The 13,931-nt window shown below is 61.9% G+C and carries 12 protein-coding genes; 9 read left to right on the top strand and 3 right to left on the bottom strand.

Features of this window, described 5'->3' with window-relative positions:
* Positions 1–43: 43 nt before the first annotated feature.
* Positions 44–451: a DUF3040 domain-containing protein gene (locus tag CAURI_RS08755; protein ID WP_010190543.1), complete on the top strand. Its 408-nt coding sequence runs from the start codon at positions 44–46 to the stop codon at positions 449–451.
* Between the two features lie 129 nt (positions 452–580).
* On the opposite strand, the gene CAURI_RS08750 is transcribed toward CAURI_RS08755, so the two are convergent.
* The 3 genes from CAURI_RS08750 to CAURI_RS08740 are packed head-to-tail and all read right to left on the bottom strand — an operon-like array spanning position 581 to position 3,035.
* Positions 581–1,165 (bottom strand): TetR/AcrR family transcriptional regulator, encoded by a 585-nt coding sequence (locus CAURI_RS08750; RefSeq protein WP_010190542.1) that lies wholly within the window; start codon positions 1,163–1,165, stop codon positions 581–583.
* Positions 1,166–1,200: 35 nt separating this feature from the next.
* On the bottom strand, positions 1,201–1,890 hold the full coding sequence (locus CAURI_RS08745; protein ID WP_010190541.1) for an ABC transporter ATP-binding protein: 690 nt from the start codon (positions 1,888–1,890) through the stop codon (positions 1,201–1,203).
* On the bottom strand, positions 1,887–3,035 hold the full coding sequence (locus tag CAURI_RS08740) for an ABC transporter permease (RefSeq protein WP_010190540.1): 1,149 nt from the start codon (positions 3,033–3,035) through the stop codon (positions 1,887–1,889). The genes CAURI_RS08745 and CAURI_RS08740 overlap by 4 nt, the downstream gene beginning before the upstream one ends.
* Before the next feature lie 522 nt (positions 3,036–3,557).
* Here CAURI_RS08740 and mraZ point away from each other — a divergent pair.
* From mraZ to murD, 8 genes are all read left to right on the top strand, one after another.
* Complete coding sequence (mraZ, locus tag CAURI_RS08735; RefSeq protein WP_010190539.1) at positions 3,558–3,992, top strand: division/cell wall cluster transcriptional repressor MraZ; 435 nt, start codon at positions 3,558–3,560, stop codon at positions 3,990–3,992.
* A gap of 174 nt (positions 3,993–4,166) precedes the next feature.
* Positions 4,167–5,210, top strand: a complete 1,044-nt coding sequence (rsmH, locus tag CAURI_RS08730; protein WP_010190538.1) for a 16S rRNA (cytosine(1402)-N(4))-methyltransferase RsmH — start codon at positions 4,167–4,169, stop codon at positions 5,208–5,210.
* On the top strand, positions 5,207–6,043 hold the full coding sequence (ftsL, locus tag CAURI_RS08725) for a cell division protein FtsL (protein WP_012715151.1): 837 nt from the start codon (positions 5,207–5,209) through the stop codon (positions 6,041–6,043). Before rsmH ends, ftsL begins: the two co-directional genes overlap by 4 nt.
* Before the next feature lie 328 nt (positions 6,044–6,371).
* Complete coding sequence (locus tag CAURI_RS08720; RefSeq protein WP_010190536.1) at positions 6,372–8,240, top strand: peptidoglycan D,D-transpeptidase FtsI family protein; 1,869 nt, start codon at positions 6,372–6,374, stop codon at positions 8,238–8,240.
* Between the two features lie 67 nt (positions 8,241–8,307).
* The gene (locus CAURI_RS08715; RefSeq protein ID WP_010190535.1) at positions 8,308–9,861 is read left to right on the top strand and encodes a UDP-N-acetylmuramoyl-L-alanyl-D-glutamate--2,6-diaminopimelate ligase; all 1,554 of its coding nucleotides are present in this window, start codon (positions 8,308–8,310) and stop codon (positions 9,859–9,861) included.
* Entirely contained in the window at positions 9,858–11,393 is a 1,536-nt protein-coding gene (locus tag CAURI_RS08710; RefSeq protein WP_010190533.1) for a UDP-N-acetylmuramoyl-tripeptide--D-alanyl-D-alanine ligase, read from the top strand. The genes CAURI_RS08715 and CAURI_RS08710 overlap by 4 nt, the downstream gene beginning before the upstream one ends.
* 23 nt (positions 11,394–11,416) lie before the next feature.
* Positions 11,417–12,529, top strand: coding sequence for a phospho-N-acetylmuramoyl-pentapeptide-transferase (mraY, locus tag CAURI_RS08705; RefSeq protein ID WP_010190532.1), 1,113 nt, complete (start codon positions 11,417–11,419; stop codon positions 12,527–12,529).
* A complete protein-coding gene (gene murD, locus CAURI_RS08700; RefSeq protein WP_010190531.1) occupies positions 12,526–13,917 on the top strand; it encodes a UDP-N-acetylmuramoyl-L-alanine--D-glutamate ligase in 1,392 nt (463 codons plus the stop codon). The genes mraY and murD overlap by 4 nt, the downstream gene beginning before the upstream one ends.
* The last annotated feature ends 14 nt before the right edge of the window (positions 13,918–13,931 follow it).

Here is a 13,931-nt window from a genome sequence, read left to right as displayed (position 1 = left end):
CCCAGTATTACTATCTAAACCCCAACCCATTACGGAGGACGCTGTGGCCCTTTCTGAGCACGAACAGCAAGCGCTGCGTGAAATTGAACAGTCGTTGCTGGCCAATGATCCTGATTTTGGCGCGTCTGTGTCCGGTGAAACTTCTTTCGGCGGAAGCTCGGGTGCCATCACCCTCCGCGGAGTGGCCTTGATTGTTGTTGGCCTCTGCATGATGGTGGGCGGTATCGCGTTGGCTCAGCAATCTCTGTGGTTTGTCAGCCTCTCCGTCCTTGGCTTCCTCGTTATGTTCGGCTCCGGTGTCTGGATGCTGCGCGGAAAGTCTGAAGATTCTCTGGTTGCAGTCGGCGCGCAGGCCCCTGCGTGCGGGCGCGGCAAGCAATCCAAGAGGGACGGCAGCGGCGTTGGAAACCGCTTGGAAGATAATTTCCGCCGTCGCTTTGAGGAACGCTAGGCGCTAATAAAACGCTCATGGGCGTTGTACAGATAGCTGTACTCTCGCCTCGCAGCCCTCCGCGTTAATTCGCGGAGGGCTGTTTTGTTCTTTGATGTTCTTAGTCGGTCTTATCTGTCCGGGTCTGCTCTAATCCGCGGAGGAGGGCGGGGCCACAATAGCATCGGCCATTGCATAAAGAGTCTGTGTCGCGCTAGCGAGCTGCTCCGGAGATCGCTCCGCTAGCTCCGACGCGCGAAGGATGGCTGCGTTGAGCAGCGAAATGTCTACCGCGGAAACGTCGGGGCAGAACGCATCAACGATGGAGGCGAAGCCGCCATGTGAGCGCTGCACTTCTTCGTCAGCAAAAGCCTGGGGGAAGTGCTGAGCGGCGGTTATCAGATGGCCGTGGGTGCCATGAACGAAGAGCTCGAGTGTGGCGTCCACATAGGCGCGGAGGCGCTTCGTGGGCTCAGGGGGAGCCACCTTCATGGCTGCCTCGAGCTGTTCATTCCACACCTGTGTGGCCTGGATGAGAAGCTGCACCAGTAAATCGTGTTGAGAAGACACATATCGATAGACACTGGGGCGAGCAAGCCCAACCTCCGCAGCTACCTCGGCCAAGGTCGGTACCGCACCATGGTTGTGGACGATCAACCTCTCGGCAGCCTCCAGTACCGCGCGGTGCTGGACGGCGCGGTGCTCGGCTACTGTCGTTTCAGTGATCTTCGGCATGCGCGTAATTCTACGTTAAGCTGCGCATTCTTTTCCTACTCCGAGGCTGAGTTGGCGGCAGGCGTCAAGCGGCCGTCGACCATCTCATAGACCTTGTCGCAGTGCTCAAGGACTTCATAGTCGTGAGTGACCATGACACCCGCGACGTTAAAGTCGTGACATTCTTTTGCCAACAGTGCCACGATTTCTTGGGAGCGTGCGCGATCGAGGGCGGCAGTGGGCTCGTCGACAAGCAGCACCTGGGGATCGCCCACGAGCGCGCGGGCGATGCCGACGCGCTGGCGCTCACCGCCGGACAAGCTTCCTGGACGGTGCTTCGCCCGATGCTTCATACCGACCTTGTCGAGCAGCTCGGCACTGGAGTAGCGCCCAGTCTTGCCGATGACCTTGGTGGCCAGCTCGATTTGTTCCTCTGCTGTCAGAGCGGAGGGAAGGTTACCGGTGGACTGGAAGACAAAGCCGATGTGGTTGCGACGAATCTTGGCCAGTTGGGCGTCGCCTAGCGGCACGATATCTTCGTCTGCGACCAAGACCTTGCCGGAATCGGGTGTCGTCAAAGCACCCGCAACAGCGAGCAGCGTGGACTTTCCAGAGCCGGATGGGCCGACCACGGCTACGAATTCACCGGGATCGATGCTGAGGTTGACGGAATCGAGTGCCTTCACTTGCGAGTCGCCATCGGTGTAGCTGACGGTGACGTCGTGCAGTTCTAAAGCTGGGCTCATCGGTTTTCTCCTAGGGCAGCGAGGGGGTTGGTTCGGGTAACACGGACGACGGCGATGAAAGCGCCAAGCAATCCGGTGACGAAGAGGATGAGGCCGCCACTGATGACAGAGCTGAATTCGGTGGCATAAGGCATCGCGGTCTGCTCCAAGAGGCTGCCCAAGCCGACCGCCACCAGTGCGCCCGCCAGGATGGACAAGACGAGGATGACAACTGCCTGGCCGAGGCTATCGCGCAACAGGAAGCCCTTGGTCGCGCCCATCGCGCGAAGAGTGGCGATATTGCCTGCACGCTGGATGGTCCAGACGAGGAAGAAAGCGCCAGTGACGAGCGCGGCGATGACGTAGAGGAACCACGTAATCATGGATAAGGTCATCATCTCAGCGGTGTAGCCGGGGGAGGAGTCGAAGCTTTCCTTGAGGGTGCGCACGTCGAGTCCGGACTGCTCTGTGAGGGCTTCGGTGTCGGGCTTGACTGTGGTGCGGGCGACGATGACGGAGGCTTCGTCATAAGCGTCCGAGTTCACGGCTTCGCCGTGGCGCCCGCCGGCATGGATTTCCTGCCAGATATCCAGAGGCAGGTAAGCCACGTCCACGTGACCGAAGGTGCGCTGGTTATCGCTAAAACCAATGACGTTGAGCGGGATATCCAGGCGGTCAAGGGTGATCGTGTCGCCGACTTCGATGCCCTCATCCTGCAGGGTGGAGGAGGCGATGATGTCGTGCTTGGTGTTGCTGGGTTGGCCGTCGACCCGCGTGGTGTCGATGGCGGGGAGCCCAGCTGGGGCGAGGAAGGAATCGGGTTCTACTCCCAAGAGAGTCAAATCCACTGCCGTGCCCTTTTGGTTATGGGCATTGGCAATGGTCAAGCCCAGAGGGGCGGCCTGGTCTACGCCATCGAGGTGGGCGAAGGATTCGGCGGCGGAGGCATCGACTACGGAGCGGGTGAAGGCGGAGTCCTTTTGGGTGCCGTCGGCGAAGGCGACGACGTCGCTGTCCATGGCCTTCAGTCCGGAGACTCCGTCGTTGACCAAACCTGCGGTGAGGCCGGAGATGATGACGACGAGCATGGACATCAGGGCGAGGACAACGCCCATGAGGAGGAATCGGGTACGCGCGAAGAGCATCTCGCGCCAAGCTAGATACATGGTGGATCTTCCTAGTGGGTGGGAATCTGCTGGAGCACTATCCCCGCCAAACGCGGGATAGAAACATTCTGTTTCTATCATGGCAACACTATGTTTCTAAAAATGTCGGTGCGGGAAGCGGCTTTCTGGGCAGTTCCCCCAGATCTCCCACTTTCCCCCACCTGATTCGAGCGGGTTGGTGGGGCGGTGGGGCGTGGGGTGCCTGGTAGCGGGCGATACGCGTATAAACCGCAGGATTATGGGGGGTGGGGTGAGGAATCTCCCTAAAGGGGTGAAAGTTGCAGGTGTGAATAGTGGGATTAAGCGCGTGCTTAGGGGGTATGTCAAGGGCGTGCTGGGAAAACTTCCCACCGAAAAAACGCCCATCTAACTGCATGTATATCGTGACACGCGAGGATGAGGGGCGTTAAAGGTGTGGGCGGTGGGGGAAAGTGGGGTAGAGTGGGGCGCAGCGGAGGAGAGTTGTTCTCTTGTCGCGAGAGGAATCCGGAGTTTTCGAGTGACAGGAAGGTGGACCCGGGGATGTTTCTCGGCACCTACACTCCCAAGCTCGATGACAAAGGGCGGCTCACGCTTCCAGCGAAGTTTCGCGAAGAGCTGGCCGGTGGCCTCATGGTTACCAAGGGTCAGGACCATTCGCTTGCGGTATACCCGCGGGAGGAATTCGCGGCACGAGCTAGGAAAGCGGCGGCTGTGTCCCGCACCAACCCGGACGCGCGTGCGTTCATCCGTAACTTGGCAGCGAGTGCGGACGAGCAGCGCCCCGATGGGCACGGGCGTATCACGCTGTCAGCAGGCCACCGTGAGTATGCAAACCTGACAAAGGAATGCGTGGTCGTGGGGTCGGTCGACTTCCTCGAAATCTGGGACGCAGCCGCGTGGGCTGAATACCAGGCGCAAACTGAAGACGCTTACTCGGCGGCAGACGCCGATGACGTACTTGCCGGGCTGCTCTAAAGCAGCTCCGGCGCACCAAGAGTGCGTGTACGGACTCTGTCCGAGGAGGATGAGCTGGTGTACTTCCCCGACATCAGAACCCTTCCTCGGACAGGGCCCTATACGCACTCGCTTTTCTATCGAGAACATCAGACCGCAGCATTAAGCGCCTGAACGGAAAGGGGGACAGCAACTGTGGAGCACGACGGCACCATCAACTACGACGTGAGCGAGAACCACGGCCATGTCCCCGTCATGCGTGCGCGCATGGCCCAGTTGCTCGCCCCAGCTATCGAAGCGGCAGGGGAGAATGCCGTCATCGTTGACGGCACCTTGGGTGCCGGTGGCCACAGCGAATACTTTCTCACCACCTTCCCCTCCGTGCGCATCATTGGCGTGGACCGTGACTCTGCCTCTTTGAGCAGTGCTTCTCGACGTCTCAGCCCCTTCGCCGACCGTTTCGTGGGCGTCAATGCGCGTTTCGATGAGGTGGGCAGTGCCATCGCGGAGGGGGAAAGCGAGGTCTTTTCCATCGCGCGGGAGCACGGCATAGCCGGGGCGCTATTTGACCTTGGAGTGTCCTCCATGCAGCTGGATCAGGTCGATCGCGGTTTTGCATACAAGACTGACGCCCCGTTGGATATGCGCATGGACCCACGTCAGGGAATGACCGCCGCAGACATTCTCAATACTTATAGTCACGGAGACCTCGCCCGCATTCTGAAAACCTACGGCGATGAGCGTTTCGCCGGCAAAATCGCCTCCGCAGTTCTGCGGGAAAGGGAAAAGGAGCCTTTTGGCAACTCCGCGCGCTTGGTCGACTTGTTGTACGCCACCATCCCCGCAGCAACGCGCCGCACTGGTGGTCACCCAGCGAAGCGAACCTTCCAGGCGCTGCGCGTTGAGGTCAACCGCGAGCTTGAGGCTATTGAGCAGGTCATCCCTGTGATTACGGATGCCTTGTCCATTGGCGGACGCGCGGTGTTTATGAGCTACCAGTCGCTCGAAGACCGCATTGTCAAGCATGCTTTCACCAAGCTCAGCACCTCGACCACCCCAGCGGGCCTGCCCATGGATCTGCCTGGGACCGCGGCGCACTATTCCGTGGTGACTCGGGGTGCGGAAAAGGCGAGCCAGGAAGAGATCGCGGAGAACCCGCGGGCGGCTTCCGTCCGTGTACGCGCGCTCGAACGCCTTGAGGGGACGCCGTCTTTTCATGAACCGGGAGGTAGGCCATGACGCTGAGAGACCGTACCGCACAGGCAACCCACCGCCGCGACCACGAGAGGACCCACACCATGGGCGCAAGCCGCGATTTCACCACCGGAGCCGATGCCACGGGCCAGGGAACCGCGCTGCTTGAACGGGGGCGCCGTACCACCCCGCTGCCGAGCCGCACCCCGCACCGCGGCACCGTTCCTACTCGCCGCGTTGGCTCCGGCCTGCGGGGAAGCCGCCTTGGTTCGAAGCAGGTCGTGAGCAATCGTGGGCGTCGTGTAGCGCAGCCCACGCGGGTGAATGGCCTCTTCGCGCGTTTGTCCTTCATCGCCATTGCTCTGCTTATTACGGGTGTGGCCGCAGCCATGTGGTTGTCGGGCTTGTCCACCTCCCAGACCTTCAAGATTCAGGAGCTCACCGCCCAGGAATCCACGCTGGATAACCAGCTGGAAACCCTGAACCGAGACCTGGAGAATGTTCGCTCGGCCTCGGATGTCGCTCGCCGCGCCCACGAGGCCAAGATGGGTATCCCGGTCCAGCCGGGCGTTGTGGAAGTCGGTCCGGAAGGCAACATCGAGCACAAGCGCGAGGCAACCCCGGATATGGAATCGGTCATCGATGTCAACGGTGAGCCAGTCCGCCCGGGGCAGGCTTCCAGTGACCCGAACGCGACGGCCAACATGTCCGACAATCTCAACGCCCGCCCGACGCTTAGCGAGCGCAACCGCGAACGTGGAGGCGCCGCTTCCAACGACGCGCATTCGGAGGATAGCCCCGAAGGCGGCCAGCCAGGGGAGGAGAACGTTGAGCTGCCGGATATTCCGGCCCAGGCTCCCTACGCGGCGCGGGGATAGAATCCCCCTCGCGCTTCGCGCGTGCCTGCGTGGGCAGGCGGCGATAATAGGGCACAATTCGGGATGAGACTATCTCGACCCCGCGCCAAGCGTGGGGCAAGACATTCAACTGTTTACTTACCTACCCTCGCTGCAGACAGAAAGGTGACGTGTGACCCCACCACACTCCGGTGGCCGGCGCCCGAGGCGGGCTCCCGCCGCCCGTGCCACTCAGCCACGCGGTGCCTCTCACCAACCACGGCAGCGCTACGACGCCGACCGCGTCGTTCCCGCGACGCGCTCCCGGAATTCACGTACCGGCAAGCCTTTCCTGAGCCAACAAAAGACGATGCGCGAGCGCGTTCACGTCATTGCGGCGGTGTTGCTCGTCATCATGCTGGCCTGGATGGGGCGCCTCGCCTGGGTGCAGATTGTGTGGGGTCCAGACCTGGCAGCGAAGGCGGCAGCGCAGCGAACCCGCGTGTACGTCGACACCGCCGGGCGTGGTGAAATCCTTGCGCGCGATGGTCAGCGCTTGGCCTACACCATGCGTGCCCGCTCATTGACCGTTTCGCCGACTCGCCTGCGCGATGAGCTTCGTGAACAGGAAGATCAGAAGGCAACCGGCGAGGCCGAGTATGAGTCCTTAGCTCCCGACGCGAAGAATTCCTACCTAGATAACAAAGTGACCGAGCGGCTCACCGAAATGTCGAAGGGGATTCCGAGCAAGCTGAAGGATGCCGGAATCGATGCCGGCGACGTGGAGCCGGAGCAGATTATGGACAAGCTCCGCGCCGACACCCAGTATGAGGTTCTCGTGCGCAATGTCGACCCGGATGTCGCGGTAGCCATTTCCGAGGAATACCACGGCCTTGCCGCCGATGAGCAGCAGATCCGTCAGTATCCGAATGGTTCGATCGCGGAGAACGTCATCGGCAAGGTTTCCATGGACGGCCAAGGCCAGTTCGGTTTCGAAGCCTCCGGTGATACCACCCTCACAGGTATTGATGGCAGCTCCACTGAGGACGTTTCGGCCAATGGCCAGGTGATTCCTGGTAGCCTCCGCGATCAGGTACCCACCACTGACGGCAAGAATGTCACGTTGACGCTGGATCTTGACCTACAGACCTACGTGCAGCAGAAGCTGGAAAAAGCAAAGGCCAACTCGAAGGCGAAAAGCGCTGAGGCGGTCGTGCTGGATGCCGCTACCGGACAGGTCTTAGCCATGGCGAATACTGGGACGGTTGATCCGAACAAGGACATCGAAAAGCAGCTCCAGAAGGACAAGACCTTCGACAACCTGGCAGTCTCGCACCCCTTCGAGCCCGGCTCGGTGGCGAAGATCATTACTGCTGCCGCGACCATCGAAGAGGGTTTGACTGACCCGGATGAGGTTTTGCAGGTGCCCGGCTCCATCGACATGGCCGGCGTGACTGTTAATGACGCATGGCCTCACGATGTCGAGCCCTACACCACGACTGGCGTCTTCGGTAAGTCATCGAACGTGGGCACGCTGATGCTGGCGGATCGACTTGGTCAAGATAAATACGCCGACTACCTGAAGAAGTTCGGTCTTGGGCAGACCTCCGGCATCGAGCTGCCCAACGAGTCCCCAGGGCTGGTTCCCGATCGTTCGCAGTGGTCCGGCGGTACCTTCGCTAACCTGCCCATTGGCCAGGGCCAGTCATGGACTGCCCTGCAGCTGGCGTCTGTTTACCAGGCGCTCGCCAATGACGGCGAGCGCATCGAGCCGCGCATCATTGACTCGATTACCGCGCCGGACGGGACGAAGGAAGAGCTGGAGGAGCCCGAGACCACCCGCGTGGTCAGCGCCGAAACCGCACGCACCGTCGTCGACATGTTCCGAGCGGTCTTCCAGGATGATCCGCAGGGTCTGAACAACGGTACCGCTGGCAACGCCAACATCGAGGGCTATCAGCTCTCCGGCAAGACCGGTACCGCGCAGAAAGTCGATGAGGACACTGGGTCTTATTCCAATTCCAAATACTGGATCACGTTTGCGGGCATTGCGCCTGCCGACGACCCCCGCTTCGTCGTCGCCGTCATGCTCGATGAGCCGGAATCCGGTGTCAACGACGACGGCTCCGGCGGCCAATCCGCAGCCCCTGTTTTCAGCGATATCGCATCCTGGCTCCTTGACCGCGACAATATCCCGCCCTCCCCGCCAGCACCGCAACTGACCTTGCGCGCCGAGTAGTTAACTCTGCCACCGAAAAGCACATATCGAAAACCTAGAGACAGAGAAACAGAGAAGAGGAATCACCGTGACCACCAGCACCACCCTGAAGCGCCTAGCAGAGATTTCTGGGGGCACAGTGATCGGGGATGCCTCGACTAGCGTTAGCTCATGTGGACTGAACTCGGCGGCACTGCCGCCCGGTGGCCTGTTCGCGGCGCTTCCGGGCACACGAGTTCACGGCGCGCGCTTTGCCGCCGACACAGAGGCCGCAGCCATTCTCACCGACGCCGAAGGTAAGCGCATCCTCAACGACGCCGGAGAGAAGCGGCCGCTTCTTGTGGTGGAGGATATCCGCGCCATCCTCGGAGCCGTGTCCGCGGAGATTTATAGTCACCCCACGCAGAAACTCACCATCCTCGGGGTGACGGGTACCTCAGGCAAAACCACCACGAGTTACCTCCTCGAAGCAGGCCTCTTGCACGCGGGCTATTCGGTGGGTCTCATTGGTACGACGGGTACCCGTATTAACCGGGAGCCGGTTCCGACTTCCCTGACCACCCCGGAGGCGCCGACCTTGCAGGAGCTTTTTGCACGCATGGTGTCCGAGGGAGTTACACACGTGGTGATGGAGGTCTCCTCCCACGCGCTATCTTTAGGACGAGTCCAGGGAACGCGCTTCGACGTGGGTGGTTTTACGAACCTGAGCCAGGATCACCTGGACTTCCACCCGACGATGGAAGATTACTTTGAGGCCAAGGCCCTGCTTTTCGACGGGCCCCAAGCCGCCGACCGCTCCGTCATCTGCGTCGATGACGAATGGGGGCGTCGTATGGCGCAGCGCGCCGCAGCACGCCCGGTGATCCGGGTATCAACGACCCCGCAAGGCAGCGATGCCGATATCACTGGCCGTCAGCTCAGCACTGAGGTTACTGGCGCACAGCAGGTGGAACTAACGCTGGCCTCCGGTGAGCATGCCGGAACATTTGAATTCCGCCTGCCTATGCCGGGTACCTTTAACATCGCCAATGCGGCTCTCGCCACGGGGATGGCCGCCTCTATTGGAATCGAGCCGCAGGTCTTCCTCGAGGGCGTAGAAAAGGTCGCGGTCCCGGGCCGCATGGAGCGTGTTGACCGCGGCCAAGACTTTGTGGCTGTGGTGGATTACGCGCACAAGCCGGCTGCAATTGCGGCTGTTCTGGAGACCCTGCGCACGCAGTTGGAAGGTAGCGCAGGCCGTATCGGCATCGTCGTCGGCGCGGGAGGCGACCGCGATTCCTCCAAGCGTCCGCTCATGGGAGCGGCCGCCGCGAAGGGCGCAGACCTTGTCGTCGTCACCGACGACAACCCCCGCACCGAAGACCCGGCATCCATCCGTGCGGCCGTGCTCGCGGGCGCCCAGGAGGCAAACCCGGCGGCTGATATCCGTGAGGTTGGCTCCCGCGCCAAGGCCATTGATGAAGTCGTGGCGTGGGCGCAGCCGGGTGATGCCGTCATCGTCGTTGGCAAGGGCCACGAGGTAGGCCAGCTCATTGGCGATACCGTCCATCACTTCGATGACCGCGAAGAGATGGCACGAGCCCTTGAAGCCGTGACTACTGCGACTACCCTGAGTACCGAAGAATCCAAGGAGCAAGCATGATTGCGTTAAGCCTCGCTGAGATCGCTGAGATCACGGGCGGTCGCCTGGATAGCGTCGACGAACCAGACACCCAGGTGACTGGCTTTGTCGAATTCGATTCTCGCAAGGTCACCTCAGGCAGCCTCTTCGTCGCGCTGCCCGGAGCCCGCGTGGATGGCCATGACTATGCCACCACCGCTATCGATAAAGGCGCCGTGGCTGTCTTGGCGGCGCGGCCGGTGGGCGTTCCGGCGATCGTCGTCGAACCCCACGGGCGCGTCGAGGGTGACGGTGCCAACGCGGATATTTACGCCAACGATGAAGATGGGTCTGCGGCCGCCGTCGTCGCAGCGCTGTCTGCGATTGCCCGTGCAGTAACGCAACGCCTTGCCGCAGAGCAAAACCTCACTATTGTCGGTGTCACCGGGTCGGCCGGTAAGACGTCCACCAAGGACCTCATCGCCACCATTTTCCGCGAGGTCGGGGAGACGGTCGCTCCGCCCGGCTCCTTCAACAATGAAATCGGGTTGCCCTATACGGCGCTGCGGTGCGATGAGCACACGCGCTACCTCGTGGCGGAGATGTCGGCTCGCGGCATCGGGCACATCCGTCACCTCACCGAAATCACCGCGCCGCGCGTTGGCGTGGTTCTGAACGTCGGTACCGCGCACCTCGGCGAATTTGGCTCACGCGAGAATATCGCGCAGGCCAAGGGAGAGCTGGTGGAGGCGTTGCCGAACGCGGAGGCGGGCGGCGTAGCCGTCCTCAACGCCGATGATCCTTTCGTCGCTGCCATGGCTCCTCGCACGGAGGCCAAGGTGGTGTACTACTCCACGGAAAACCGCCGCGGAGGCGCACCGGCAGCGCAGTACTATGCCACCGATATCGTGCTCGATGACGTCGCTCGCCCTTCCTTTACCCTGCACAGCCCGGATGCTGAACCCGTTGCTGTGAAGCTCCAAGTCTTTGGCTCCCACCAGGTGTCTAATGCACTGGCCGCGGCCGCCGCAGCCATCGAGCTGGGGGTATCGGCAGACACGGTGGCAGCTGCGCTGTCCGGTCACCGCCTCGCCTCCGAGCACCGCATGGACGTGCGCACCCGCCGCGATGGCGTCACCATTATTGATGACTCCTATAATGCCAACCCCGATTCGATGCGTGCCGCCATCGCCGCTTTGGCTTATACCGCAGCAGCGCGCCCCGACGCCCGTTCCATCGCGGTGTTGGGGGAGATGGGAGAGCTCGGCAGCGATGCAGAGCAATCGCACCGCCAGCTCGGTGAGTTTTTGGCCAAATACCACGTCGAGCACCTCATCGCGGTAGGGGAGAACCCCAACTGCCGGGCGATGGCCGAGGCCGCTGCGCAGCAAGGTATAAATACAGTGGTGTGCGCCGATGCCGCAGCCGCCGCGCAGGCGGTGGACGGCATACTGCGCGTGGCCCCAGCAGGGGTCGATGATTGGGCTAGCCGTAGCGTTAAGGACGTGGTCTTGATTAAGGCCTCCAATGCCCAACGTCTCTGGTTGGTCGCGGAACAGCTGAACCACAGTTAGCCGCTAGAAAGGACTTCAAGCTCGTGACTCAGATCATCATCGCTGGTGCGGTTAGCTTCCTCGTGGCGATCTTTACCACCCCGGTTCTTATCCGCTACTTCTCCGATACCGGCCGCGGACAAGAGATCCGCGAGGATGGCCCCAAGTCTCACCTGCGCAAGCGCGGTACGCCGACGATGGGTGGCCTTGCCATCCTCGCGGGCATCTTGGTGGCCTATGTGGTGGCTGGCCTCTATGGCCTGCTGACCGGGCATGAGGCCTTTACCGCCTCCGGCTTGCTGGTCCTCGGACTGACCTTGGGCTTGGGCGCGGTGGGCTTCGCGGATGACTTCATTAAACTCTTCCGCCACCGCAACCTCGGACTCAATAAGACTGCCAAGCTGATCAGTCAGCTCGTGCTGGCGCTGCTCTTCGGCTTCTTGGTCCTGCGTTTCCCCAACGATGCGGGGCTGACCCCAGGCTCCACCAAGCTATCCTTCATCCGCGACCTGAAGACTTTCGACCTAGCTGTCGGCGGCACGGTCATCGGAACCATCGTGTTCTTGATCTTCATGTACATTCTCATCGCGGCGTGGTCGAACGCGGTGAACCTCACCGACGGCCTCGACGGCCTCGCGGCGGGTGTTACCGCGATTGTCATGGGCTCTTATTCGCTGATGACCTTCTGGCAGTTCCGCTATTCCTGCGCCACTAACTTTGCTGCTGGGTGCTACCAGGTGCGCGATCCTCTCGACCTCGCAGTGCTTGCGGCCGCAGGCCTGGGCGGTTGCCTAGGCTTCCTCTGGTGGAATGCCGCGCCCGCCAAAATCTTCATGGGAGACACCGGCTCTTTGGCGCTTGGTGGTCTGGTCGCGGGTATTTCCGTTACCAGCCGTACCGAGCTACTCATGATCATCATCGGTGCCCTGTTCGTCATCGAAACAGTCTCCGTCGTTATCCAAATCGTGGTCTTCCATTCCACCGGCAAGCGCTTCTTCCGTATGGCGCCAATCCACCACCACTTTGAGAACGGTGGTTGGGCGGAAACGGCCGTCGTTGTGCGCTTCTGGCTCCTAGCAGCCATGGCGGCGATGGCCGGCGTGGCTATCTTCTACGGTGATTGGCTCACCGCCTCCGGCATAGGAGTAGGGGCATGACGCGCCCAGACTTCCTCTCCGGTCACGTCCTCATCGCCGGCGCAGGCGTCTCCGGCCGCGGGTGCGCGGCAGTCCTGTCCAGCTTGGGCGTGGACTTAACGGTGGCCGATGGCAACGAGGACTCCCGCAGCCGCATCGCCGCAGAGTTGGGCGTTGCCACCGTGGACACGTCTGCGGTGGACCTAGCTGGATACTCGCTCGTCGTCACCTCGCCGGGGTGGCGGCCAGATTCACCGCTGCTCGCCGCCGCAGCTTCCCGCGGCCTTGAGGTGATCGGCGATGTCGAGCTGGCCTACCGCCTCGACCAAGCAGAAGTTTTTGGTGCCCCGCGCCGCTGGCTCGCGATCACCGGCACCAACGGCAAGACCACGACTACCGGCATGCTCGCCGCCATCATGGCTGCCGACGAGCAACGCTCCGGACAGCGCGCGCAAGCCGTAGGTAATATCGGTGTCTCATCTTTTGATGCCTTGGCCGCCGAGCCCCGCGTGGACATCCTCGTGGCGGAGCTTTCTTCTTTCCAACTGCATTGGTCCTCCCACCTGCGCCCAGAAGTCGGGGCGCTGCTTAACCTCGCCGACGACCACTTGGATTGGCACGGCTCCTTCGAGGCCTATGCCGCGGACAAGGCCAAGATTTTGCGCGGACAGCATGCCGTCTACGGCAAGGAAGATGAGCACGTTCGAGTGCTTGCTGCTTCTCTTCCCGGCGCCACCGCTTTCAGCCATGCTGAGCCTGCCGCAGGTGAAGTAGGCGTGAGCACCGGCAGCCTCCTCGTCAACGAGGTTGCGGGGATGAAATCCGCCGTGGTGGACGATGTCACCACCATCCAACCCGCCGGTCTGGCCGGCGTGCTGGATGCCGCTGCCGCGTCGGCAGTCGCGGCTCTCGCCGGTGCTCAACCGGAATCCATCGCGGAGGGACTCAGCGCCTACGTGGTGGCAGGACACCGCGGGGAGATCGTTCACCGCCACGCTGGCGTGACCTACATCGACAATTCCAAGGCAACGAACCCACATGCCGCGGAGGTCGCTATGCGCGGGTTGGACTCCGTGGTGTGGGTGGCCGGTGGCCAGCTGAAAGGCGCTGATGTCTCGGAACTGTTGCGCACCCATGCCGCGCGACTGAAGACGGCGGTTCTGGTGGGCGTCGACAAGCATGTGCTTGCCCAAGCCCTCGTGAAGGCAGCGCCACACGTGCCCGTTGTCATCGTGGATAGCCACGATCCGGAAGCAGCAATGGAACAGGCAGTGTCCGCCGCCGTGCAACACGCCGACGCCGGCGATACCGTGCTTTTAGCACCCGCTGCGGCATCGTTGGACATGTACACCGGTATGGGCCAGCGCGGCGATATCTTTGCCGCCGCTGCCCGCCGCCTCGCCCGCTAGCGCTAGGAGCACCC

The sequence above is a fragment of the Corynebacterium aurimucosum ATCC 700975 genome (assembly GCF_000022905.1).
GTDB classification, from domain to species: Bacteria; Actinomycetota; Actinomycetes; order Mycobacteriales; family Mycobacteriaceae; genus Corynebacterium; species Corynebacterium aurimucosum_F.
The sequence above is the reverse complement of the archived record's forward strand: the minus strand, read 5'-3'. Positions and strand labels throughout refer to the sequence as shown.

Coding starts and splice junctions, on each gene's coding strand:
- CAURI_RS08720 (WP_010190536.1), top strand. CDS start 6,372: ATGCGCGAGCGCGTTCACGTCATTGCGGCGGTGTTGCTCGTCATCATG.
- CAURI_RS08740 (WP_010190540.1), bottom strand. CDS start 3,035: ATGTATCTAGCTTGGCGCGAGATGCTCTTCGCGCGTACCCGATTCCTC.
- CAURI_RS08710 (WP_010190533.1), top strand. CDS start 9,858: ATGATTGCGTTAAGCCTCGCTGAGATCGCTGAGATCACGGGCGGTCGC.
- CAURI_RS08750 (WP_010190542.1), bottom strand. CDS start 1,165: ATGCCGAAGATCACTGAAACGACAGTAGCCGAGCACCGCGCCGTCCAG.
- ftsL (WP_012715151.1), top strand. CDS start 5,207: ATGACGCTGAGAGACCGTACCGCACAGGCAACCCACCGCCGCGACCAC.
- murD (WP_010190531.1), top strand. CDS start 12,526: ATGACGCGCCCAGACTTCCTCTCCGGTCACGTCCTCATCGCCGGCGCA.
- CAURI_RS08745 (WP_010190541.1), bottom strand. CDS start 1,890: ATGAGCCCAGCTTTAGAACTGCACGACGTCACCGTCAGCTACACCGAT.
- mraZ (WP_010190539.1), top strand. CDS start 3,558: ATGTTTCTCGGCACCTACACTCCCAAGCTCGATGACAAAGGGCGGCTC.